A 22,425-nucleotide genomic window follows, 5' to 3' on the forward strand; every position below is an offset into this window, starting at 1 on the left:
GGGCTCTGCTGGCGCATGGGGGGGCGCATAGGGGGCCGGGGCGGCCCCGGGGGGTTGAGGAGGGGGCGCGGACGCCGACCCGCAAGACCGACCGCAAGCATGTGCCGGGGCGGGGGGCCGGCGCGCGGGCCCGGGGGGGGGGGGCGCGGGCGGCGGCCATCGAGGCCGCCACCGCCGCTGCGGCTGTCGCCGCAAGCGCCGCCCCGACCGAGGATCTGGCGCAGGCGGTGCAGGCGCTGTGGTCCGAGGTGCTGGGCGTCGAGCAGATCGGCCCGCGCGACAATTTCTTTGCGCTCGGCGGGCATTCGCTGCTGGCGATCCAACTGCACCGGACCATGCGCGACCGGCTGGCGCTGCCGCGGCTGGGGGTGACGGACATCTTCCGCTTCCCGGTCATGGCGGATTTCCTGAAGCATGTCGCCTCGCTGGCGCCGCTCGGCACGGTCGCCGCCCCGGTGGCGCCCGCGCCCGCGCCCACGCCGGCAGCGGTGGTGCCCGAGCCTGTGCTGGCGGCCGAGGATGCCATGGCCCGGCGCCGGGCCCTGCGGGCGCAGCTGCGCGGCGGGCGGTGAGCGGGGCTGCCGCGCTCGACGCGCTGGCCCGGCGCCTGCTGCCTGCGGGCTACGGCTGCGCGGTGCTGCCGCTGGCGGCGGAGCCCGCGCCGCTTTTGCCCCAGGAGGCCGAGGCCATCGCCCGCGCCGTTCCCAAGCGGCGGCGCGAGTTCGCCCTGGGCCGCATGGCGCTGCGGGCGGCGATCCGCGAGGCGGGGCACGACCTGCCCGCCGGCCGGCCGATCGCGGCGCGGCCGGACCGCCAGCCGGACCTGCCGCCGGGCCTGCGCGCCAGCCTGTCGCATAGCGGCGACTACTGCATCGCCATCGCCGCCCCGCCCGGCGGGGCCAGCGTGGGCGTCGATCTGGAACCCTGCGACCGCTCCGTCCCGCAGGGCCTGGCCGAGACGGTCATGCCCTTTCGCCTGCAGGGCGCCGGGGATGCCCTGCTGGCCTTTTGCGCCAAGGAGGCGATGTTCAAGGCACAATATCCGCTGACCGGGCAAATGCTGGATTTCCGCGCGGTGCCGGCGGTGGTCGGACCCCGGCGGTTCCGCGCCTGTATGGGCGAGCGGCTGATCGGCGGGCGCTGGGGGCAGGCGGCAGGCTGCTGGCTGGCGCTCAGCCTGTGGCGCGGCTGAACAGCGCCGCCAGCCGCCGGGCGGATTCGCGGATGTCGTGGCGTTCCGTGACGCGGGCGCGGGCGCGGGCGCCCATGGCTGCCAAGGCCTCGGGCGCAGCCTCGGCGGCTTGCAGCATCGTCTCGGCCAGCGCCGCGGCGTCGCCGGCGGGGACGAGCCAGCCTTCCAGGCCCGGACGGACCAGCTCGGGGATGCCGGCGATATAGGTGGCGATCACCGGGCGGGCGCAGGCCATGGCCTCCATGATGACCACCGGCAGGCCCTCGGCGAAGCTGGGCGTGACCAGGGCATGGGCGGCATCCATGGCGGCGCGCACGCCGGCCTCGTCCTGCCAGCCGAGCAGGCGGACCGCCTTGCCCATGCCTTCGGCGGCGATCAGGGATTCGACTTGCGGGCGCAGCTCGCCGTCGCCGACCAGCGACAGGCGCAAGGCGGGGTTGCGGCGCCAGGCCAGGGCGAAGGCGCGGATCAGCAGGCCGAAGCCCTTCTGCTCGGCAAAGCGGCCGACGGCGACCATGTGGAAGGGGCCTGCCGGCAGGGGCCGCGGTTCGGCCCAGCGGGCCAGGTCCAGGCCGCAATGCACGACATGGACCTTGTCCCAGTCGCCGGGCGCGGCCCAGCGGCAAAGCTGCGAGCGGCCATAGCTGCTGACGGCGACGCAGAACTCGGCCAGGGCCAGCTTGCCGCCCAGATCCAGCGCCTGGGGATTGTCGAATTCCTCGGGGCCGTGGACGGTGAAGCTGAAGCGCGGACCGCCCAGCAGGCGCGCATAGGCGGCGACCCTGGCCGAATTGGTGCCGAAATGCGCGTGAACATGCGCAAGCCCCAGCGCCCGTGCCCGGCATGCCACCCGCGCGCCCTCGGCCAGGTAGATCAGCTGCCGGGCAAGGCTGCCTTCGCCGGCCCGCGCCCGGCGCCGCGCCAGCCGCAGGGCGGCGGCGAATTGCGCGGGGCTTGCCGCGCCGCGTCCGGCCAGATCGGCCAGAAGCCGCGCGGCCCCGGCCTCCAGCACCCGCTCGGTGCGGGCATGTTCGGCAAGGTCGGCGAGATCGCTGAGCGCGCCGCCGTCGCCGCGCATGGCGAATCGGTGGATTTCGAGCCCCTCGCTCTCAAGCGCCGCGATTTCCCGCCGGATGAAGCTGTGCGAGGGGCGAGGGTAGGTATTGATCAAATAACCGATTCGCAAGCTGACGGTCCCTAATCCATGAAGAAAAGCCCTTGCGCCCCGCTATCGTCCCGAGATTTCGGCTGGTTGGCGCCTATTTTTGCTGAACAATGGGCGGATATGCCGTATTACCGCAAGACGCACCAAAGTTTGTCTAGCGATTTCCGGTTTCTTTGGCACTATTGTTCTGAGGATTTGTACATTTGAGGAGAAAGCCTCTGACTGGCATCCTGACCCTTGGTGTCGCAATTGCCTTGGCCAGCGCGCTGATCGGGTTTGCTGCCTTCGATCTGTCGTTCTGGGCCGCGCTGCTGATCTATATCGTCAGCGGGACGGCCGCCACCCTTTTCGTCGCCTGGCGGCGTTTCCGGTGTATCGAGCGGCACGAGATGCAGGCCGAAATAGGGGCCGGACGCGGCCGCACCATTCAGTAGCCGGTGCAGCGCAGCACCACGCCCACGGTCTTGGCGATGATGGCGACATCGCCGCTGAAGCTCAGATCGGCTGCATAGCGCGCGTCGAAGGTCGCGCGGGCGGCGAAGGTGCTGTCGTTGCGATCCGAGATCTGCCACAGCCCGGTGACGCCCGGCCGCAGGTGATAGTAATCCGCCCCCGGATAAAGCGGGGCCTGTTCGATCATCATCGGCCGCGGGCCGACGATGCTCATGTCGCCGCGCAGCACGTTCCACAGTTGCGGCAGCTCGTCCAGCGAGGTCTTGCGCAGGAAGCGGCCGGTCGAGGTGATGCGCGGATCGTTCTTCAGCTTCTGCGTCAGATCCCATTCCGCCCTGGCCTCGGGATTGGCGGCCAGGTATTCCTCCAGCCGCCGGTCGGCATCCTCGACCATGGTGCGCAGCTTCCACAGCCGGAAGCTGCGGCCGGACCGGCCGACCCGCAGCTGGGTGTAGAAGGGCTTCTCGCCGTGCCACAGGATGACGAGCGCCAGGATCAGTACCACCGGCACGATGATCGGCACCGCCAGAAGCACGGCGGTGATGTCCAGCGGACGCTTGATAAAGCGGGAGTAAAAGGATCGGGCGCCCAGGGGCTGATTGGTGTTTCCTTTTGCGACCGTTTGCAGGACCGAGTCGATTGTCTCGATATCGAAATCCGTGGTGTGCCGCATTTGAAAACCCGCCCTCATCACTACCATCGCAGTATAGCCGGGCATTTGAATAAAACTAGAACGAATTTGGACACTGACGAAAAGTATAGGTTCATTTGAAAACAATGATTTACAGTAGGTTCTCGGCCGGGCGGAACCGCCTTTACCTAGGGTAAGCATATTGGGCGAAACCCGAGAGTTTTGCTGGTCGTGCGGCGTATTGGTTGTCGCAGCGTTATATTGGCAACTGTCGGTTGAATTGGGTGGAATTCGCGATGCCGGGATGCGATGCTGGGCAAAAGCATTTCACAATCGAGGGTTGTCGATATGGCGGGTGTCCTGCAATTTTTAATTGAAAGCGTCTCGGCTTTCTACATCGGCCACAGCCTGATGGGCACGACGGTGCCCGGCATGATGCAGGGCCTGCTGGAAGAGCCGGTGGAAATGCAGATCCTCAACGGCGCCCCGCTGGAATGGCAGTGGAAGGAGGCGCATCACGCGCAAGGGGTGAACGGGCGCAAATGGCTGCCCGGCCATGCCGTCGAGGCGCTGGTCATCACCGAGCGCGTGCCGCTGGCCCCGGCGATGGAATACCACGACAGCCTTGGCTATGCCGCGAAATGGGTGGAACTGGCGCGGCAGTCGAACCCCAGGGTCAAGCCCTATCTCTACCAGACCTGGGATTACATCGAGCCGGGCTCGACCAAGGCCTGGCGCGACCGCATCATGGCGGATCTGCCGCAGTGGCAGGCGATCGCCGACCATGTGAACCGCGACCTGCCCGAGGGGGCCGAGCCGATGCGGCTGGTCCCGGTGGGGCTGGGCATGGTGCGGCTGCATGACGCCGCCGAAGCGGGCAAGGTTCCCGGCGCGACCTCGATCCGCGACTTTTTCCTCGACGACATCCACCCGACCGAGAAGGGCGGGTGCTATTACATCGCCATGATCAATTACGCGACCCTGACCGGCAAAAGCCCGGTCGGGCTGACCAACCGGATCCCAGGCGGCGGCGGCCCCTATCCCCAGGTGCCCCAGGAGCAGGCGGCCGTGCTGCAGGAGCTTGCCTGGCAGGTGGTGCAGGAATTCGGCGCCGACTAGCGGCCGCGCGCCCATTCCTGGCTGTTGCGGCCCAGCCGCACCGCCAGCGCGACGGCGGCATAGGCGGCAAAGCCCGGCGGATCGGCGGCGGCAAGGCGGGCGAGTTCTGCCCTGCCGGGGCGGACATGGCCCTGTCGCGGGGGCAGGTCGGGGAACAGCCGGGCGATCTCGGCCACGCCCGCGTCCTGGCGGCGCCGGACCCGGACCAGCGGCCCGAACCCCTCGACCAGCGGCCATTCATAGGGCTCGTCCACCAGGAAACGCTCGTCCTGCGCGAATTGCAGCCGGGCGAAGGTGTCGTCCGAGATGACCTGCGGAAAGGCCCCCCAGCGCGCGCGCCCGGCCTCGTTGACCGCGAAAAGCCCGGCGCCGGTGACGCCCTGGGCCACGAAGGGCAGTTTCTGCCAGAACCGGGCATAGGCGCGCGACACGGCGCTGCGGGCGGGCGCCACCACCAGCCGCCCGCCGGCATAGCGCGGCAGGGGCACGTCCAGCACCCGCATGATCCCCGACAGAAGCCGCGGTCCCATGCGGATGTCGGCGTCCAGATACAGCCGCACGCCCGGCCCGGCGCAGGCGTCGCCGTGGTTCAGCGCGCCGATCTTGCCGCCCTGCGCCAGTTCCTCGACCCGCAGCCGCCAGCCGCGCGCGGCAAAGGCCGGCGCATGGGCGCGGGCGCGGGCGGCGGTGTCGTCGCGGCAGCCGTTGGCGACCAGGACCAGTTCGACCGGGCCGGCATGGTCCTGCGCCAGCACATGGTCGAGGCAGGCGTCGATATAGCCGGCCTCGTCATGGGCGGGCAGGATGATGGTGCAGGGCGTCATCGGGCCGGCACCGGGCCTTCGGACGGGCCGCCGCCGAATCGAGCGGCAGGGCAATCGGCGGCTGAGAATCGCGCGCCGGGGCCGGTCGCCGGCCGGAACGGGGGGAAACGGCACCGCGACACCGGGAAATGCGGGGCATTGTCGGGATCGGGCCGGTTTTGGGTTGTCGCGTTCATGGCGCCGACGCTACCATGCCGCTGCCGGGAAAGTCACCGGCAGGCCGCCGCCCCCGTGGGCGGCGCCGTTTCACCAGAGGCAGAGGGGCAACAGGTTTGACGCCCGCGACAGGGAACGACCCGGACAGGACGCCGGTTGGACAGGCTGCGCCCGATGCGGCGCAGGGCCATGTCTCGAGCAAGTTCATCCGGCGCGAGGCGGCCTTGGCCGCCATGGACGCGAAACATGCCAAGATCAGCGCGCAGCGTTTCTCGCTGCTGCGCACCCGCATCCTGCGCGAGATGCGCAGCCGCGGCTGGAGCAGGCTTGCCGTGGTGCCGGTGACGCCGGGCGCGGGCGGCACCTTCGTCGCGGTGAACCTGGCCCTGGCGCTGGCCCGCCAGCCGCATACGCAGGTGACGCTGATCGACCTGGACCTGGGCAAGCCCAGCGTGGCCGGCCAGTTGGGCATTCCGGGCTGCACGGCGGTCTCGGCCGCGTTGCGCGAGGGCGGCGGCGGCCTGGGCGCGCTGGTCTCGCGCGTGGACGAGGCGCCGAACCTGTCGGTCCTGGCCCCCGACCGGGCCGAGCCGGACGCGGCCGAGCTATTGCAGGACGAGGCGCTGGCCCAGGCCATGCGGCAGCTGCACGACAGCCACCCCGCCCGGATCGCGGTCATCGACACCGCCGCCCTTTTGGGCGAGGATGCGGCGCTGGCCGCCCTGCCGCTGGCCGATGCGCTGCTGCTGGTCGCCGACGGGCGCAGCGGCACCGCCTCGGACATGGCGGAATGCGAAAGGCTGCTGGTCGGCATGCCGCCGGTGATGGGCGTGGTCCTGAACAAGTCGGAAGACTGAACAACGAAAGACAGGGTTCAAGATTTGGGACCGATTCAATCCTTGCAGGATCTGATCTCGATGCTCTGGCGGCGGCTGCCGCTGGTGCTGACGATCGTGGTCCTGGGCGTGCTGACCTCGTTCTACATGATCGTTTCCTCGCCCCGCGTCTATGAGGCGTCGGCGGTGATCCAGCTGGACATGCCGGCCGCCATCGACCAGGGCACCGACAGCTCGCTGCCCGCCTCGCGCCGGGTGCAGCTGATCGAACAGCGCCTGATGGCGCGCGCCAACCTGCGCGAGGTGATCGAGCGGCTGGGGCTTTTCGCCGACACCCCGCTGAGCGAGTCGGAAAAGCTGGTGGCGCTGCGCAGCTCGACCCGGATCGAAAGCATCGCCGCCCCCGGCGTTTCGGTCGATTCCCGCATGTCCCTGGCCGCCATCGTCATCACCGCCCAGGCCGAGACGCCGGCGACCGCGGCCGCCATCGCCAACGACTTCGCCAACAGCGTCGTCAACCGCGACCGCGAGAATCGCCAGGTGCGCATCCTGGAGGCGCAGGAATACCTGCGCAGCGAGGAACGCCGCCTGAACGAGCAGCTTTCCGAACAGGAACGCAAGCTGGTCGAGTTCAGCGCCCGCAACGAGGATGCGCTGCCCAGCTCGCAGGAGTTCCTGCAAACCCAGCTTGCCCAGCTGACCGAGACCGAGACGGCGCTGGACCGCGACATCATGACCCTGCAGCGCGAACGGCTGTCGCTGGAGGCGGGGGGGCTTGCGGCCGAGATGCGGCCCCCGGCCTCGCTGGTGCAGCAGATCCGCACCGCCGAGATCGAACTGGCGCAGGCGCGCCGGACGCTGGCGCCCGACCATCCCGAGATCCGGCGGCTGGAAGAGAACCTGAAGCTGCTGAACAGCGGCACCGGCAGCGGCGGGCCCGACGTGATCCGCCGCCAGACCGAGCTGATCCAGGCCCAGCTGACCAAGCTGAACGAGCAGAAGGCCGGGATCGCGCTGCGCCGCACCGAGATCGGCCGCGCCCGCGCCCGCGCCCCCGAAGTCAGCCGCGAGCTTGAGGCGATGACACGCCAGCAGCGCCGCCTGCAGGATCGCTACAACGAGATCTCGCGCCAGCTGGCCCAGGTCGAAACCCAGCAGATGCTGATGGAAAACGACCAGACCGAGCGTTTCGTGATGCTGGAGCGCGCCCTGCCGCCGGAATATCCCGCCATGTCGAACCGCAAGAAGAGCGCGGTGATGGGGGCGGGGGTCAGCGTCGGGCTGGCGCTGGTCGCGGCCTTTGCGCTGGAGCTGCTGAATCCGGTGCTGCGGCGCAGCGAGCAATTCGCCCGCGCCACCGGCACCCGGCCGGTGATCTCGCTGCCCTATCGCCAGACGGCGGCCGACCTGCGCCGGCGCCGGCTGCGCAACCTCTACATGGTCGTGGTTCTGGTGCTGGGCGTGCTGGTCGCCCTGTGGATGATCGGCAAGGTTCCCGGCCTGCCCTCGCCCGGCGTCGTGCCGATGCCGACCGACGGGATGGGCTGATGAGCGGGCAGGAGGGCGGAAGCGAGGCCGCCGCCGCCGCGCCGGGTCGCAGCTTTGCCTCGCGGGCCCTGGGCAGCGGCGCATGGTCCATGGCCAATTTCGGCCTGGGCCAGATCATGCGGCTCGGCTCGAACCTGATCCTGACCCGCATCCTCAGCCCCGACGATTTCGGCCTGATGGCGCTGGTGACAAGCTTCCTGATCGGGCTGACCATGTTCAGCGACATGGGATTCGGCCCCTCGATCATGCAAAGCAAGCGCGGGGACGAGCCGGATTTCCTCGACACGATCTGGACGCTCAAGATCATCCGCGGCTTCATGATCTTCGGCGCGGCCATGGTCATGGCCTGGCCGCTGGCGCTGTTCTACGACGCGCCGCTGTTCGGCTGGGTGTTCCCGGCGGCGGCCTGCTCGATGATCGTGGGCGGCTTCCTTCCCACCCGGATCGACACCGCCGCGCGCCACCTGCAACTGGGCCGGCTGACGGTGATCGAGCTTGGCAACCAGTTGATCGGCATCCTGCTGACCATCGCCGCGGCGCTGGTCCTGCAATCGGTCTGGGCGCTGGTCTGGGGCAATGTGCTGGGCGCCCTGGTCCAGCTGCTGATGTTCCGGCTGTTCCTGCCCGGACACCGCAACCGGCTGCGGATGGAGCCCGAGGCCCGCGCCGAGGTGATGAAATTCGGCAAGTGGATCTTTTTCAGCACCATCTGCGGCTTTTTGCTGTTCCAGGGCGACCGGATCATCCTGGGCCGGGTGCTGACGCTGAACCAGCTGGGCATCTACAATATCGGCCTGTTCCTGGCGACGGTGCCGGCCATGCTGGGATCCTCCATCGCCGGGCGGCTGTTCATCCCGATGTATCGCCAGCACCCGCCGGCCGAAAGCGCCGAGAACACCCGCATCCTGGCCCGCACCCGCGCCGGGCTGACGGCCTTGCTGCTGGCCGTGGCGGTGATTCTGGCCTGGGCCGGGCCGCCGCTGGTCGAGCTGCTCTATGACCCGCGCTATGCCGCGGCGGGCGGCATCCTGGTCGCCATCGCCTGCATCCAGATGCTGCAGGTCATTCCGCTGAGCTATGAATCCGCGGCGCTGGCGGCGGGGGATTCGCGCGGCTTCTTCGTCGTGCAATCCACCCGCGCGGCGATCTATTCCGCGCTGGTCGCCGGGGGCGCGGTGCTTTACGGCCTGCCGGGGCTGTTGATCGGGCAGGCGCTGGCGCAGGTGCTGTGCTATCCGGCGACGGTCTGGCTGGCGCGGCGGCATGGCTGCTGGGATCCGCGCCACGACCTGGTCGCCGCCACGCTTGCCATCGTCGCGGCGGCGACGGCGCTGAACGGCCATCGCGACGCGGTGCTGGCCGCCATGATACCCTGAGCCGCGCCGCCGGGCATTTTACCCCTTCCGGTTCCGCTTGGGCTGGCGCTATTGCTGCCGGAACGTCACGAGGAGGAGGCACCGGATGAGCGACGACAACACCCCGCGCAAGTCCCGCATCACGCGGGAAGAGGCTCTGGCCTATCACCTGGAACCCCGTCCGGGCAAATACGACATCGTGGCCTCGACCCCGATGGCGACGCAGCGCGACCTGTCGCTGGCCTATTCCCCCGGCGTGGCGGTCCCGGTCGAGGCCATCGCCGAACGGCCCGAGACCGCCTACGACTATACCGTCAAGGGCAACATGGTCGCGGTCATCTCGAACGGCACGGCGATCCTGGGGCTGGGGAACCTGGGCGCGCTGGCCTCGAAGCCGGTGATGGAGGGCAAGGCGGTGCTGTTCAAGCGCTTTGCCGACGTGAACGCCATCGACATCGAGCTGGACACCGAAGACCCCGAGGCGATCATCGACGCGGTGCGGCTGATGGGCCCGACCTTCGGCGGCATCAACCTCGAGGACATCAAGGCGCCGGAATGCTTCATCATCGAGCAGCGGCTGAAAGAGGTCATGGACATCCCGGTCTTCCATGACGACCAGCACGGCACGGCGGTGATCTGCGCGGCGGGGCTGATCAACGCGCTGGAGCTGTCGGGCAAGCGGATCGAGGATGTGCGCATCGTGCTGAACGGCGCCGGCGCCGCCGGCATCGCCTGCCTGGAGCTGCTGAAATCCATGGGCGCGCGGCATGAGAACTGCATCATGTGCGACACCAAGGGCGTGATCTGGCAGGGTCGCACCGAAGGCATGAACCAGTGGAAATCCGCCCATGCCGTCGTGACCGAGGCCCGCACGCTGGAAGAGGCGATGAAGGGCGCCGACGTGTTCCTGGGCGTCTCGGCCAAGGGCGCGGTGACGCAGGAGATGGTGCGGGGCATGGCCGAGAACCCGGTCATCTTCGCCATGGCCAACCCGGACCCCGAGATCACCCCGGAAGAGGCCCATGCCGTCCGCCCCGACGCCATCGTCGCCACCGGCCGCTCGGACTACCCGAACCAGGTCAACAACGTCCTGGGCTTTCCCTATCTGTTCCGCGGCGCGCTGGACATCCATGCCCGCGCCATCAATGACGAGATGAAGATCGCCTGCGCCCGCGCGCTGGCGGAACTGGCGCGCGAGGACGTGCCGGACGAGGTTGCTGTGGCTTACGGCCGCAAGCTGCAATTCGGCCGCGACTACATCATCCCGACGCCCTTCGACCCGCGGCTGATCCATGTCGTGCCGCCGGCGGTGGCGCGCGCGGGGATGGATACCGGCGTCGCCCGCCGCCCGATCATCGACATGGAGGGCTATGTCCAGTCGCTCAAGGCGCGCATGGACCCGACCGCGGCCATCCTGCAAGGCATCCATGCCCGCGCCCGCCAGGCCCAAGCCCGGATGATCTTTGCCGAGGGGGACGACCTGCGCGTGCTGCGCGCCGCCGTGGCCTGGCAGCGCGGCGGCATGGGCCAGGCCATCGTCGTCGGGCGCGAAAGCGACGTGCGCGAAAAGCTGGAGGCGGCGGGCCTGGGCGAAGCCGCGCGCGAGGTCGCCGTGGTCAATGCCGGCAATTCCCGCCACCTGGAGCAATATCACGAGACGCTCTATGCCCGCCTGCAGCGCAAGGGCTATGACCGCGAGGATGCGGTCAAGCTGGCCAATCGCGACCGCCATGTCTTTGCCTCGCTGATGCTGGCGCATGGCCATGGCGACGGTCTGGTGACGGGGGCCACGCGCAAGAACGCGCATGTGCTGGCCCAGATCGGTACGGTTTTCGACGTGACCCCGGCCGACGGCGCCGTGGGCATCACCGCGGTCCTGCACAATGGCCGCGTCATCCTGATGGGCGACACGCTGGTCCATGAATGGCCCGAGGCCGAGGATCTGGCCGACATCGCCACCCGCGGCGCCCATGTCGCGCGCGGGCTGGGGCTGGAGCCGCGGGTGGCCTTCCTGTCGTTTTCCAACTTCGGCTATCCGATCAGCGAGCGGGCGGTGAAGATGGCCCATGCGACCGAGGTGCTGGACGCGCGCCGCGTCGATTTCGAATATGAGGGCGAGATGACCGTGGACGTGGCGCTGAACCCGTCGCAGGCGGCGAAATACCCGTTCTCGAGGCTCAAGGGGCCGGCCAACGTGCTGGTGGTGCCGGCGCGGCACTCGGCCTCGATCTCGGTCAAGCTGCTGCAGGAAATGGCGGGGGCGACGGTGATCGGCCCGATCCTGACCGGCGTGCCGCTGCCGATCCAGATCTGTTCGACCGGCTCGACGGTGAACGACATCCTGAACATGGCCGCCATCGCCGCGGGCCGGCTGGGGCAGGTGAAATAACCCGCCCGGCTAAACGAAAGGCGCCCCCGAAGCGGGGGCGCCTTGCTTCTTGCGGCAGGATCAGAACCGATACGAGGCGCGCAGCTGCACCAGGTCGGTGTCCAGGTCGCGGCCGCTGATGCCGGTTTCGTCTTCCAGCACGTCCTTGAAGTCGCTGCGGCTGTATTCCGCGCCGACGGTGAAGCGCTCGGTGACCTTGAAATCGGCGCCGAGGCCATAGGTCAGCCCGGTTTCCGAGAAATCGTCGACCGAGATCTTGGCCGCGCCCAGCGTGACATAGGGCAGGAAGCGGCCCATGTCGGCGCCCGCGCGCAGCCGCAGCCTGGTCAGGTCGCCGTCGTCATAGTTCTCGTCGGGCGAGATCTTGTTGTAGTCCAGTTCGCCGCCCAGGACGAAGCGGCCCAGGTCGCGCTGATAGCCCGCATGCAGACCATAGCCGTCGTAATCGCCGAAATCGGCCAGCGCGCCGCGATTGCCAAGATCGCCGCTGCCCTTGCCGTATTGCAGACCGGCATAGAAGCCCGTCCAGTCGCTGTCCGAAACGGTCGTCACGGGCGGCGGCACCGCGACCGGCTGCTCGACCACGGGGGGGACATAGCCACCCGCATAGGCGCCACCGGCGACCAGCGAAACCAAAGCTGCGTATCCGACTTTCTTCATGGTGAGTTCTCCATTTAACTCGGACCGCCTGCCTACCACCCGGCGCCCGGATTGGAAGGCTTGCCGGCGTCGCGGCACGGACAAGTGACGGCCCGTTAGCCGCAGGGATGCGGGGCGCGGGAAAAAGCCCGCCGATACAGGGGCTTCGCGCTCAAGCCGGCGTGATGGGGCGTGATGCGGGAACGGAGATATTCCCTAACGCACTGATAACGATGTTTTTTCAGCTTTCCGTTTCGACGGTGTCGCCAAAGCATTCGCCGCGCTCGGCCTGGCGCTGGCGTTCCCGGAAACGGGCGCGGTCGGCCTCGGTATATTCGCCCGCGCAGCGGTGGCAGCAGACGCCGGGCTCGTATTCCGGGCGAGCGCGATCCTTGGGCGCGAGCGGCCGGCGGCAGGCATGGCAAAGCTCGTGGCGGCCCTGCCGCAGCCCGTGGCCCAGGCTGACCCGTTTGTCGAAGACGAAGCATTCGCCGCGCCACAGGCTGTCCTGTTCCGGCACCTCCTCAAGGTATTTCAGGATGCCGCCTTTCAGGTGAAAGACCTCGGGCACGCCCTCGCCCAGCAGGAAATTGGTGGATTTCTCGCAGCGGATGCCGCCGGTGCAGAACATGGCGATGCGCTTGTTGTGGAAGCGATGCGCATTCTCGCGCCACCAGGCGGGAAAGTCGCGAAAGCTGCGGGTGCCCGGATCGACGGCGCCGGCGAAGGTGCCGATCTCGACCTCGTAATCGTTGCGGGTGTCGATCACCGCCACGTCCGGCGCGCTGATCAGCGCGTTCCAGTCCTGCGGCGCGACATAGCGGCCGACGGCGGCGGTGGGGTCCACGTCGGGCTGGCCCATGGTGACGATCTCGCGCTTCAGCCGCACCTTCATGCGGCCGAAGGGCATGGCCTCGGCCGCGCTTTCCTTCCATTCCAGGCCCGCGCAGCCGGGCAGGGCGCGGAGATGGGCCAGAACCGCATCGATGCCTTCGCGCGTGCCGGCGATGGTGCCGTTGATCCCCTCGGGCGCCAGCAGCAGCGTGCCCCTGACCCCGTTCGCGCAGGCGCATTTCGCCAGCGGCGGCTTCAGCGCCTGCGGGTCGGGAAAGCGGGTGAAATGGTAAAGCGCGGCGACGATCAGCATGGGCTGGCCATAGCGCCGCGCGGGGGTGCAATCAAGTTGCCGCATTGACGCCCCCGCCGCCTGCGCCTACCAATTTTCCTGGGATAACAGGAGAGGCGCCATGGCAAAGGCCCTGATCGTCATCGACATGCAGCTGGATTTCTGTCCCGGCGGCCGGCTGGCCGTCGCCGGCGGGGACGAGATCGTGGCGCCGATCAACGACCTGATGGCCGATTTCGACGCCGTGGTGCTGACCCAGGACTGGCACCCCCACGACCATGCCAGCTTTGCCGACAACCATCCCGGCGCGGCGGCCTTTTCGGTCGTGGACATGGCTTATGGCCCGCAGGTGCTGTGGCCTGCGCATTGCGTGATCGGGACCGAGGGCGCGGGCTTTCACCCGGCGCTGGCCGCCGATTGCGCCGACCTGGTGATCCGCAAGGGGTTCCGGCCGCAGATCGACAGCTATTCCGCCTTCTACGAGAACGACCACCGCACGCCCACCGGCCTTGCCGGATACCTGCGCGACCGCGGCATGGAGGATCTGGCCTTCGTCGGGCTGGCGCATGACTTCTGCGTCGCCTGGTCGGCCATCGACGCGGCCAAGCTGGGCTTTCGCGCCACCGTGATCGAGGATGCCACCCGCGCCATCGACCTGAACGGCTCGCGCGAGGCGGCGCGCGAGGACATGAGCAAGGCGGGGGTGGTGCTGGCATGATGATCCCGACCGTCGACATCGCCACCCGCGTCTATAACCACAAGTGGAAGATCGACCCGATCGTGCGCTCGCTGATCGACGACGATTTCTACAAGCTGCTGATGTGCCAGTCGGTGTTTCGCAACCGGCCCGACACGCAAGTCACCTTCAGCCTGATCAACCGCACCAGCCGCATCCGCCTGGCCGAGCTGATCGACGAGGGCGAGCTGCGCGAGCAGCTGGACCATGTGCGCGGCCTGACGCTGACGCGGGGCGAAAGCACCTGGCTGCGCGGCAATACCTTCTACGGCAAGCGGCAGATGTTCCGCCCCGATTTCATGGAGTTCCTGGAGAACCTGCGCCTGCCGGCCTATCACCTGGAAAAGCGCGACGGCCAGTACGAGCTGATCTTCGAGGGCCGCTGGCCCGAGGTCATGCTGTGGGAGATCCCGGCCCTGGCGATCATCATGGAGCTGCGAAGCCGCGCCGTCCTCAAGGACATGGGCCGGTTCGAATTGCAGGTGCTTTATGCCCGCGCCATGGCCCGGCTTTGGGAAAAGATCGAGGAATTGCGCAAGCTCGGCCCCGACCTGCGCATCGCCGATTTCGGCACGCGGCGGCGGCACAGCTTCCTGTGGCAGGACTGGTGCGTGCAGGCCATGGTCGAGGGCCTGGGCGACCAGCGCTTCATCGGCACCTCGAACTGCCTGATCGCCATGCGCCGCGACATCGAGGCCATCGGCACCAATGCCCATGAACTGCCCATGGTCTATGCCGCGCTGGCCGACAGCGACGCGGAATTGCGCCAGGCGCCCTATCGCGTGCTGGCCGACTGGCACGAGGAACATGACGGGATGCTGCGCATCATCCTGCCCGACACCTATGGCACCAAGGGGTTCCTGGACCATGCGCCGGACTGGCTGGCCGGCTGGACCGGCGTCCGCGTCGACAGCGGCGACCCGGCCGAGGGCGCCGAGACCGCGATCCGCTGGTGGCAGGACCGCGGCGAGGATCCGCGCGACAAGCTGATCATCTTTTCGGACGGGCTGGACGTGGACAAGATCCGGGATCTGTTCCAACGCTTCCACGGCCGGGCCAAGATCAGCTTCGGCTGGGGCACGCTTCTGACCAACGATTTCCGCGGGCTGGTGCCGGGCGACGGGCTGGCGCCGTTCTCGCTGGTCTGCAAGGCGGTCGCGGCCGAGGGACGCCCGACCGTCAAGCTGTCCGACAATCCCGAAAAGGCCACCGGCCCGCAGGACGAGATCGAGCGCTACAAGCGCGTCTTCGGCGTCGGCCAGCAGCAGCGCATGGCGGTGGTGGTCTGATCCGCCGGCTCGGTCGGTGCCTTGCCGCTGCCGTCGCATATTCCTTGCCCGAGGCGCCGGATGGCCGTCGAACGAGATCGCGCCGTGGTCACCGTCGTCTTGCAGCAAGACCCGGCTAATCGCGCGCCAGCGGCGCCAGCCCCCGGTTTCGGCGGCTGGGGCAGGGCGGTCGCGCCGCGCTAAAGCCGGTCTCGCCAGCGGTTCACCAGCGGATAGCGGCGGTCGAGCCAGAAGGCCTTGGTCGAGATGCGCGGCCCCGGCGCGGCCTGGTAGCGCTTCCACTCGCTGCCATAAAGCAGGGTCTCGACCTTCTTGACCGTCTCGGGCTCGAAGCCCTGCGCGACCAGATCCCTGAGCGCCAGGTCCTTCTCGACCAGCCCTTCCAGGATCGCGTCCAGCACCTCATAGGGCGGCAGGCTGTCCTGGTCCTTCTGGTTCGGGCGCAGCTCGGCCGAGGGGGGCTTCGAGATGATCTGCGGTGGGATCACCTCGCCCGCGCGGCCCAGCATCCAGTCGCGGTGGTTTTCATTGCGCCAGCGGCAGGTCTGAAAGACGCGGGTCTTGTAGAGATCCTTGATCGGGTTGTAGCCGCCGGCCATGTCGCCATAGATCGTGGCATAGCCCACCGCGACCTCGGACTTGTTGCCGGTGGTCAGCAGCAGCTCGCCGAACTTGTTCGACAGCGCCATCAGCATCACGCCGCGCAGGCGGGACTGGATGTTTTCCTCGGTCGCGTCGGGCTGGGTGCCCGCCATCAGATGCGCCAGCGCGTCGCCCACCGCGTCGCGGGCGCCCTCGATATGCACCGTGTCCAGCCGCGTGCCCAGCCGCGCCGCGCAATCGGCGGCATCGTCCAGGCTGGCCTGCGAGGTGTATTCGCTGGGCAGCATGACGCAGCGGACGTTTTCCGGGCCGATGGCGTCGGCGGCGATGGTGGCGACCAGCGCCGAGTCGATGCCGCCCGACAGCCCCAGCACCACCTTGCGGAAACCGGACTTGCGCATGTAGTCGCTGAGGCCCAGCGTCATGGCGCGATAATCCTGTTCCCATTCGTCGGGCTGGTGGTCCATGCGCCCGGGCACCGCGCGCCAACCGGCGGGCGTGCGGGCGAAATCGACATGGGCCAGCATCTCGTCGAAGGGGGCCAGCTGCATGACCTTGACCGCGCCGCCGTCCTCGCCGGGGTTCAGCACGAAGCTGCCACCATCATAGACCTGGTCGTCCTGCCCGCCGACCGAGTTCAGGTAGATCAGCGGCAGCCCGGTCTCGACCACGCGGGCGACCATATGGCCCATGCGCAGGTCCAGCTTGTTGCGGTGATAGGGGCTGCCGTTCGGGACCAGCAGCATCTCGGCCCCGGTCTCGGCCAGGGTCTCGGCCACTTCGGGCCACCAGGCGTCCTCGCAGATCGGGCTGCCGATGCGCAGGCCGTCCAGGCTATAGGGCCCCGAGATCGGGCCGACGTTGAACAGCCGCCATTCGTCGAACAGCTGCTTGTGCGGCAATTCGTGCTTGAGCACCCGCGCCGCCACCCGGCCGCCCCTGAGGATCCAATAGGCGTTGTAGAGCCGGTCCTCCTCGGCATAGGGGCCGCCGATGCCGATGGCGGGGCCGTCGACGCAATCCCGCGCCAAATCGACGATATGCGCCATGGCTTCCTGCGTGAAGCCGGGCTTCAGCACCAGGTCCTGGGTCTGGTAGCCGGTGATGAACATCTCGGGCAGGGCCAGCAGGTTGGCGCCGGCCTCGCGCGCCCTGGCCCATGCCTCGCGCGCCTTGGCGGCATTGCCGGGCAGGTCGCCCACGGTCGGGTTCAGCTGTCCAAGGGTGATGCGGAACGTGTCGGTCATGGCGCTTCCTTACCGGATCTTGCCCCCGTTGATAGGCGACGGCGCGGCAAAGGAAAAGTCGGGCTTTGCGCCGGCGCGCCCCTTGCGATAAACCGATGGCAAAAGCAGCAACGAGGCGGAGTGCAGCACCCATGAAGGCAGCCCTTGTCGCCTGCGCGGTGATCCTGGCCGGCGCGGGCATGGCCGGCGCGCAGGCGGTCATCACCAAGCAATATGACGACGGCGGCGTCTACGAGGGCACCTTCCGCAACGGCAAGCAGCACGGGCGCGGCACCTACAGGCTGCCCTCGGGCTATGAATATGCCGGCGACTGGGTCGAGGGCGAGATCCTGGGCCAGGGCGTGGCGAAATTCCCCAACGGCTCGGTCTACGAGGGCGCTTTCGCCGGCGGCAAGCCGCATGGCAAGGGCAAGATCACCTATGCCGACGGCGGCAGCTACGAGGGCGACTGGCAGGACGGCCAGATCGTCGGGCAGGGGGTGGCGCGCTATGCCAACGGCTCGGTCTACGAAGGCGGCTTCCTGAACGCGCTGCATGACGGCAAGGGCGTGCTGACCCAGCCCAACGGCTATCGCTACGAGGGCGACTGGAAGCAGGGCGTCAAGGAAGGCTTCGGCAAGATCACCTATCCCGACGGCGCCAGCTACGAAGGCGAGATGCGGGCGAACCAGCGTTCCGGCCAGGGCAAGCTGACCATGCCGGACGGGCTGGTCTACGAGGGCGGCTGGTCGGCGGGGCAGATGGCCGGGCAGGGCAAGCTGACCCAGCCCTCGGGCGACGGCTACGAGGGGCGCTTTGCCAATGGCAAGCGCGAGGGCAAGGGCGTCGCTACCTATGCCAACGGCGACCGCTACGAGGGCGATTTCCGCGCCGACAAGCGCTGGGGCGTCGGCACCTTCGCCGGCACCGACGGCTATGTCTATACCGGCGACTGGGTCGAGGGGCGGATGGAGGGGCTGGGCCGCATCACCTATCCCGACGGCTCGGTCTATGAGGGCGCGCTGATGGCCGACCTGCCGCATGGCCGCGGCCTGATCACCTACCCGGACGGCGCCAGCTATGACGGCGAATGGGTCGCGGGCGTGATCGAGGGGCAGGGCGTCGCCAAATACGCCAACGGCCTGGTCTACGAGGGCGGCTTCAAGCGCGGCCGCAACGAGGGGCAGGGCCGGATGACCTATCCCGACGGCTATGTCTATAACGGTGCCTGGCGCGACGGGCAGCGGCACGGGCAGGGGCAGGCGACCTATCCCGACGGCACCACCTATGACGGCTCGTTCGTGGACGGGCTGCGCCACGGCAAGGGCCGGCTGATCGCGCCGGACGGCTTCCGCTACGAAGGCAGCTGGAAGCAGGGCGAGATCGACGGCGAAGGGGTGGCGACCTATGCCAACGGCGACGTCTATACCGGCCATTTCGTCATGGGCAAGCGCCAGGGCGCGGGCGTGATGCGCTATGCCACCGGCCAGGTCGCCTCGGGCGAGTGGGAAGACAACCGGCTGGCCGTGCCCGCCGAGGGTGCGACAGTGCCCGAGGGTGCCGAGACGCCCGAAGGGGCGGTGCCGGCCGAGCCGGCCGTGGCAGAATAGGCTAGGGTTCGGGGCGGGCGTCCGCCTTCGCCTTGTTCGCGTCGGATGCGGCGGGCGGCTCCCGCCATGATCTGTCATCGCAGGGCCGGTCGAACCAGGCGCGGTTCTTCAGCGCCGCATTGTCGAGATTTCGCCATTCGCAGGGCGGCAGGAGCGACGAGTATTTCTGGCCATCGAGCAGAAAAACAGCACCAAGGAGGCCGGTGTAATAGCCGTTGCACGCTTTGCGGCGCGCGTGCATCAGGAGATATTCCACGGAGTCCTGTTCTTCCTCTCGGACCTTGGCGTTGGTCTGGGCATCGTAAATGCCGGAATCACCGAGTTTGTAGGATGTGATGCTGACATAGCGATCGTCGAAGCAAACGAACTCGATATCGCGCGCCAGAATCTTTCTGCCATCGGTAGCGAACAATGCGATAGGCGCTCCGGGAAAGTAGTATTCCAGCTTGAACATCATTCCATTTGGCAACGTCACGCTTTTGGGCGCGTGTCTGACCCATTGCACACCGGCGACCAGCGCCCACAGCAGGAAAAGAAAGACCGGAAGCAAAAGCAGGTGGCGGCCAAACTTGCGCAGCATTATCGCGGTTCCTTGGGATCAAGGTAAATGCTGCGCTTGCGGTCCTTGAGCACTTCTGCCGAGAAACTCGTGCGCCACCTTCCGCTGATGTGATAGGGCGTGCCCCCAGGTTCGAAATTCATATCCAGCGGATCGACGAAATCGTCAGTGAATTCGAAACTGATGTCGCCGGAAATACGGAAGATCTCGCCATAATCCTCGGCCCATCCTATGAACAATCCTTTGACGGTCCCGTCGCCATGGGAAAACGCGACACTACCAAAATTATAAGTAAACCGGAAATCGTAAGCAACTGGTCCGGCTCCCTGCTTTCTGGCGGCATCAGCAATCTTCCCCGAAAGTCTGGGAAAAGCCCCTTCTGCGCCATCGCGATACGCCTACTGCTCGGCAATCCCGCGCAAATGCCCGATCTCATCGAGGGTCACGGCGCGGCCGCCGCCAAAACAGTAGTGGAACACGAAATCCAGGTCTACCCACCGAACGGAACTGGGCGGGAAACCGGACGTGAACTCGTGAGACGCGAACTCTGTCTCGCCGGGCATATAGGGCACGGCCTCGCAGCGGCAGTTGTAATCCTCGCCCGGATGGCTGGTGTCAGGCGGGTCGTCCCTTGAAAACACCCGACCATCGTTCGCGCGATGGGTCGCTCGTACCCGATCATCGTTCCAGCAGCGCCAGACGTATTGGTCTGCCGGCCCAGCCTGTGCTTCAGGGTCAGCCGAATCGGAATGCCCTTGCGCAGATAAGCATCGAACGCCGTCCGATACGCTTCCGTATAGATCATGTTCATGCCAGAGAATCCCCGTGTCGCCGGGGATACTCCAACAGAAACTGCCAAGATTCGGTTAATGGTGCGGGCGTTGCGGCCCGTTCTAATCCACCAGCCGCACACCCGCGCTCTCGCCCCAATGCGCGAAGGGCAGCACCCGCCCGTTGCGGCGGCTTTCGGCCACGAGGTCCAGGTCCACCTCGGCCTTGACCCATCCGGGCACGTCCATCAGCCCCTCGGCCAGGACGCCGCTTTCGGGCCACAGCCCGTCCGGGGGCGCATAGATCGCCGCGGCGCCGCGGTTCTCGTCGATGGCGGGGTTCCAGTCCACATCGCCCACGGTCGGGGCCTGCACCACGACGCATTGGCTTTCCAGCGCGCGGGCCATGGCGCCGATGCGGACCCGGTTGAACCCCGCCACCGTGTCCGTGCAAGAGGGCACCAGCACCACCTCGACCCCCGCCTCGGCCAGCACGCGGCCCAGCAGCGGAAACTCGCTGTCATAGCAGATCAGCACGCCCAGCCGCCCGACCTCGGTGTCAAAGACCCGCAGGCCGGGGGCGCCGACCACCTCCCAGTCCTCGCGCTCGAACCGGGTCATGACCTGCTTGTCCTGATGGCCGATCCGCCCCCGCGGCCCGAACAGCACCGCACGGTTGACCGGGCGCGGCCCGTCGAAACAGGGCCCCGAGGCGGCCAGGATATGCACCCCATGCCGCGCCGCCAGGTCCGCATGCAGCGCGTCGCGCGCGGCCTCGTGCCGGGCGACCTCGTGCAGCGAGGCTTCCAGGTCGCCCGCGACCAGCGGCCCGCCCAGCGAGGCCAGCTCCATCGCGCCATATTCGGGAAAGACCAGCAGGTCGCAATCGGCGGCCTGCTCGACCCAGGCCGAGATCTTGGCGCGATAGGCGTCCAGATCCGCCAGCCAGTCGAAGGGATAGGCGGCGGCGGCGATTTTCACGATCCGGCTCACAGGGTTTTCATCCAAAATTGCAGGGGTTTGCGGGAAGGTGCGGCCTCGCCGATGTCCTTCCATTCGAAGCCGGCGACCACGCCCGGCAAGGGCGCATAGCCGCGCTTCAGCCAGAACCCGTCCAGCGGGCGATAGCCCTGGGGCCGCAGCGGGTGGTCCTCGGGGCGGATCACGCTGCAAAAGGCGCTGTAGCGGCGGCCAAGCGCCCGGCCCTGCGCCTCGCGCCCGTCGAAGAAGGCGTGGCCCAGGCCATGGCCGCGATATTCGGGCAGCAGCACCGATTCGGCGCAATAGAAGATCTCGTCCAGCCGCTCGGGCCGGCTGGCGAAGGCGGCGGCGAAATCGCCGGCATGGTCCTCCATCGGCGCGCCGGTCGCGGCGCCGACCATGCGGTCGCCGTCCCAGGCCGCGACCACCACCGCGCCGGGCGACTGATAGGCGCGCAAGTAGTCGCGTTCATAATCCAGGTCGCCGTCGTAGAGATAGGGCCAGTCGCGGAACACCGCGATGCGCAGCCGCGCCAGGTCGTCCAGCGCGGCGGCGACCGCCTCTCCGGTCAGGCATTCGGTGCGGATCACGCCGAGACCTGCCCCGAAACCTCCCCCGAAACCTGGCGCATCCAGTCGGCGAGGTTGTAATAGGTCGTGACCCGCGCGATCCGGCCGTCGCGGATGGTGAAGAAGGCGCCGGCGGGCAGGACGTATGTCTGGCCCTGCGCCTCGGGCAGGCCCTCGTCGGTCGCCAGATAGGTGCCGTTGACCACGAATTCGGCCGCCGCCCGGTCGCCCGCCTCGTTGGCGAAGATCACCATGTCGGTCAGTTCCTCGCGATAGCTGCGGGTCATATGGGCGTTGAACGCGGCGAAGGCGGCCTTGCCGCGGCGGATGCCGCCCTCGTTGACGTGATGCTCGACCTCGTCATGCAGATAGCCCAGCATCTCGTCGGTGCGGCCGGCGTTGAAGGCGTCGTAATAGGCGGCGATCAGGGCCTTGGTATCCATGGCGGTCTCCTTCTTTGGTCCCCCCTCTAGCGCGCCGGGTGCCTGTCGTCACCTCCGCCCTTTGGCGGAGATGGCCCCCCCCCTTTTTCACCTTGCTTGTGGGAGTCTCAGGATTTCCTCGTGCGTTTTGATTGCGTCCTCGATGTTTTCGAAGAGGATGAGGCCTGCGTTGTGCAGGACGGCGCCCATGGAGCACATGGAGCGGA

At 68.0% G+C, this 22,425-nt stretch carries 22 protein-coding genes; 11 read left to right on the forward strand and 11 right to left on the reverse strand.

The features are described 5' to 3' along the window. Together IT40_RS22995 and IT40_RS23000 are read left to right on the forward strand one after the other, a co-directional pair. Nucleotides 1-572: phosphopantetheine-binding protein (locus IT40_RS22995; protein WP_036760104.1), on the forward strand; the 572-nt coding region annotated here is incomplete at its 5' end. Beyond that, nucleotides 569-1,192: a 4'-phosphopantetheinyl transferase family protein gene (locus IT40_RS23000; RefSeq protein ID WP_036760106.1), complete on the forward strand. Its 624-nt coding sequence runs from the start codon at nucleotides 569-571 to the stop codon at nucleotides 1,190-1,192. The genes IT40_RS22995 and IT40_RS23000, both read left to right, overlap by 4 nt. On the opposite strand, the gene IT40_RS23005 is transcribed toward IT40_RS23000, so the two are convergent. After that, complete coding sequence (locus IT40_RS23005) at nucleotides 1,173-2,378, reverse strand: glycosyltransferase (protein WP_036760108.1); 1,206 nt, start codon at nucleotides 2,376-2,378, stop codon at nucleotides 1,173-1,175. The genes IT40_RS23000 and IT40_RS23005 overlap by 20 nt on opposite strands. 233 nt (nucleotides 2,379-2,611) lie before the next feature. Between IT40_RS23005 and IT40_RS23010 the strand changes: the two genes are divergently transcribed. Then, the gene (locus IT40_RS23010) at nucleotides 2,612-2,791 is read left to right on the forward strand and encodes a hypothetical protein (protein WP_240540192.1); all 180 of its coding nucleotides are present in this window, start codon (nucleotides 2,612-2,614) and stop codon (nucleotides 2,789-2,791) included. Here IT40_RS23010 and IT40_RS23015 read toward each other — a convergent pair. Further along, entirely contained in the window at nucleotides 2,785-3,483 is a 699-nt protein-coding gene (locus IT40_RS23015; RefSeq protein ID WP_036760109.1) for a sugar transferase, read from the reverse strand. The genes IT40_RS23010 and IT40_RS23015 overlap by 7 nt on opposite strands. Before the next feature lie 306 nt (nucleotides 3,484-3,789). Between IT40_RS23015 and IT40_RS23020 the strand changes: the two genes are divergently transcribed. Continuing rightward, nucleotides 3,790-4,560 (forward strand): hypothetical protein, encoded by a 771-nt coding sequence (locus tag IT40_RS23020; protein WP_036760111.1) that lies wholly within the window; start codon nucleotides 3,790-3,792, stop codon nucleotides 4,558-4,560. Here the strand turns inward: IT40_RS23020 and IT40_RS23025 are convergent. Then, a complete protein-coding gene (locus IT40_RS23025) occupies nucleotides 4,557-5,384 on the reverse strand; it encodes a glycosyltransferase (protein WP_036760113.1) in 828 nt (275 codons plus the stop codon). The genes IT40_RS23020 and IT40_RS23025 overlap by 4 nt on opposite strands. Nucleotides 5,385-5,656: 272 nt before the next feature. Here IT40_RS23025 and IT40_RS23030 point away from each other — a divergent pair, with 272 nt between their 5' ends. The 4 genes from IT40_RS23030 (at nucleotide 5,657) to IT40_RS23045 (ending at nucleotide 11,668) form a co-directional block, all read left to right on the forward strand. Next, nucleotides 5,657-6,397 (forward strand): P-loop NTPase family protein, encoded by a 741-nt coding sequence (locus tag IT40_RS23030; protein ID WP_036760114.1) that lies wholly within the window; start codon nucleotides 5,657-5,659, stop codon nucleotides 6,395-6,397. A gap of 42 nt (nucleotides 6,398-6,439) precedes the next feature. Then, nucleotides 6,440-7,924: a GumC family protein gene (locus tag IT40_RS23035; RefSeq protein ID WP_036760116.1), complete on the forward strand. Its 1,485-nt coding sequence runs from the start codon at nucleotides 6,440-6,442 to the stop codon at nucleotides 7,922-7,924. Continuing rightward, on the forward strand, nucleotides 7,924-9,300 hold the full coding sequence (locus tag IT40_RS23040) for an oligosaccharide flippase family protein (RefSeq protein ID WP_036760118.1): 1,377 nt from the start codon (nucleotides 7,924-7,926) through the stop codon (nucleotides 9,298-9,300). Before IT40_RS23035 ends, IT40_RS23040 begins: the two co-directional genes overlap by 1 nt. Nucleotides 9,301-9,385: 85 nt before the next feature. Continuing rightward, entirely contained in the window at nucleotides 9,386-11,668 is a 2,283-nt protein-coding gene (locus IT40_RS23045) for an NADP-dependent malic enzyme (RefSeq protein ID WP_036760120.1), read from the forward strand. A gap of 60 nt (nucleotides 11,669-11,728) precedes the next feature. On the opposite strand, the gene IT40_RS23050 is transcribed toward IT40_RS23045, so the two are convergent. Further along, nucleotides 11,729-12,328, reverse strand: coding sequence for an outer membrane protein (locus tag IT40_RS23050; RefSeq protein WP_036760122.1), 600 nt, complete (start codon nucleotides 12,326-12,328; stop codon nucleotides 11,729-11,731). Between the two features lie 220 nt (nucleotides 12,329-12,548). Then, a complete protein-coding gene (gene trhO, locus IT40_RS23055) occupies nucleotides 12,549-13,454 on the reverse strand; it encodes an oxygen-dependent tRNA uridine(34) hydroxylase TrhO (protein WP_036760140.1) in 906 nt (301 codons plus the stop codon). Nucleotides 13,455-13,554: 100 nt separating this feature from the next. Here trhO and pncA point away from each other — a divergent pair, with 100 nt between their 5' ends. Together pncA and pncB are read left to right on the forward strand one after the other, a co-directional pair. Further along, complete coding sequence (gene pncA, locus IT40_RS23060; protein WP_036760125.1) at nucleotides 13,555-14,151, forward strand: bifunctional nicotinamidase/pyrazinamidase; 597 nt, start codon at nucleotides 13,555-13,557, stop codon at nucleotides 14,149-14,151. Next, nucleotides 14,148-15,458 carry a nicotinate phosphoribosyltransferase gene (gene pncB / locus IT40_RS23065; RefSeq protein ID WP_208021354.1) on the forward strand — a complete coding sequence of 437 codons (1,311 nt, stop codon included), beginning with the start codon at nucleotides 14,148-14,150 and terminating at the stop codon, nucleotides 15,456-15,458. Before pncA ends, pncB begins: the two co-directional genes overlap by 4 nt. A gap of 179 nt (nucleotides 15,459-15,637) precedes the next feature. Here pncB and IT40_RS23070 read toward each other — a convergent pair whose 3' ends face one another. Next, nucleotides 15,638-17,308 (reverse strand): NAD+ synthase, encoded by a 1,671-nt coding sequence (locus IT40_RS23070; protein WP_036760127.1) that lies wholly within the window; start codon nucleotides 17,306-17,308, stop codon nucleotides 15,638-15,640. Between the two features lie 131 nt (nucleotides 17,309-17,439). On the opposite strand from IT40_RS23070, the gene IT40_RS23075 reads away from it, so the two are divergent. Next, nucleotides 17,440-18,897 (forward strand): MORN repeat-containing protein, encoded by a 1,458-nt coding sequence (locus IT40_RS23075; RefSeq protein WP_084197393.1) that lies wholly within the window; start codon nucleotides 17,440-17,442, stop codon nucleotides 18,895-18,897. A 1-nt stretch (nucleotide 18,898) separates the two neighbouring features. Here IT40_RS23075 and IT40_RS23080 read toward each other — a convergent pair whose 3' ends face one another. From IT40_RS23080 to IT40_RS23100, 5 genes are all read right to left on the reverse strand, one after another. After that, on the reverse strand, nucleotides 18,899-19,477 hold the full coding sequence (locus tag IT40_RS23080; protein WP_036760131.1) for a hypothetical protein: 579 nt from the start codon (nucleotides 19,475-19,477) through the stop codon (nucleotides 18,899-18,901). A 377-nt stretch (nucleotides 19,478-19,854) separates the two neighbouring features. Then, a complete protein-coding gene (locus IT40_RS30970) occupies nucleotides 19,855-20,295 on the reverse strand; it encodes a phage minor head protein (RefSeq protein ID WP_084197395.1) in 441 nt (146 codons plus the stop codon). Nucleotides 20,296-20,349: 54 nt separating this feature from the next. Continuing rightward, nucleotides 20,350-21,207: a carbon-nitrogen hydrolase family protein gene (locus tag IT40_RS23090; RefSeq protein ID WP_036760142.1), complete on the reverse strand. Its 858-nt coding sequence runs from the start codon at nucleotides 21,205-21,207 to the stop codon at nucleotides 20,350-20,352. An 8-nt stretch (nucleotides 21,208-21,215) separates the two neighbouring features. Further along, on the reverse strand, nucleotides 21,216-21,797 hold the full coding sequence (locus IT40_RS23095; protein ID WP_036760136.1) for a GNAT family N-acetyltransferase: 582 nt from the start codon (nucleotides 21,795-21,797) through the stop codon (nucleotides 21,216-21,218). Further along, nucleotides 21,794-22,219, reverse strand: a complete 426-nt coding sequence (locus tag IT40_RS23100) for a ketosteroid isomerase-related protein (protein ID WP_036760138.1) — start codon at nucleotides 22,217-22,219, stop codon at nucleotides 21,794-21,796. The genes IT40_RS23095 and IT40_RS23100 overlap by 4 nt, the downstream gene beginning before the upstream one ends. Between the last annotated feature and the right edge of the window lie 206 nt (nucleotides 22,220-22,425).

The organism is Paracoccus versutus, assembly GCF_000763885.1.
Taxonomy (GTDB): domain Bacteria; phylum Pseudomonadota; class Alphaproteobacteria; order Rhodobacterales; family Rhodobacteraceae; genus Paracoccus; species Paracoccus versutus.

Bases quoted from the DNA above. Each gene is read 5' to 3' on its own strand.
- IT40_RS23045 (WP_036760120.1), top strand. From the start codon at position 9,386: ATGAGCGACGACAACACCCCGCGCAAGTCCCGCATCACGCGGGAAGAG.
- IT40_RS23070 (WP_036760127.1), bottom strand. From the start codon at position 17,308: ATGACCGACACGTTCCGCATCACCCTTGGACAGCTGAACCCGACCGTG.
- IT40_RS23015 (WP_036760109.1), bottom strand. From the start codon at position 3,483: ATGCGGCACACCACGGATTTCGATATCGAGACAATCGACTCGGTCCTG.
- IT40_RS23025 (WP_036760113.1), bottom strand. From the start codon at position 5,384: ATGACGCCCTGCACCATCATCCTGCCCGCCCATGACGAGGCCGGCTAT.
- IT40_RS23050 (WP_036760122.1), bottom strand. From the start codon at position 12,328: ATGAAGAAAGTCGGATACGCAGCTTTGGTTTCGCTGGTCGCCGGTGGC.
- pncB (WP_208021354.1), top strand. From the start codon at position 14,148: ATGATGATCCCGACCGTCGACATCGCCACCCGCGTCTATAACCACAAG.
- IT40_RS23100 (WP_036760138.1), bottom strand. From the start codon at position 22,219: ATGGATACCAAGGCCCTGATCGCCGCCTATTACGACGCCTTCAACGCC.
- IT40_RS23080 (WP_036760131.1), bottom strand. From the start codon at position 19,477: ATGCTGCGCAAGTTTGGCCGCCACCTGCTTTTGCTTCCGGTCTTTCTT.
- IT40_RS23075 (WP_084197393.1), top strand. From the start codon at position 17,440: ATGAAGGCAGCCCTTGTCGCCTGCGCGGTGATCCTGGCCGGCGCGGGC.
- IT40_RS23020 (WP_036760111.1), top strand. From the start codon at position 3,790: ATGGCGGGTGTCCTGCAATTTTTAATTGAAAGCGTCTCGGCTTTCTAC.
- trhO (WP_036760140.1), bottom strand. From the start codon at position 13,454: ATGCTGATCGTCGCCGCGCTTTACCATTTCACCCGCTTTCCCGACCCG.
- pncA (WP_036760125.1), top strand. From the start codon at position 13,555: ATGGCAAAGGCCCTGATCGTCATCGACATGCAGCTGGATTTCTGTCCC.
- IT40_RS23040 (WP_036760118.1), top strand. From the start codon at position 7,924: ATGAGCGGGCAGGAGGGCGGAAGCGAGGCCGCCGCCGCCGCGCCGGGT.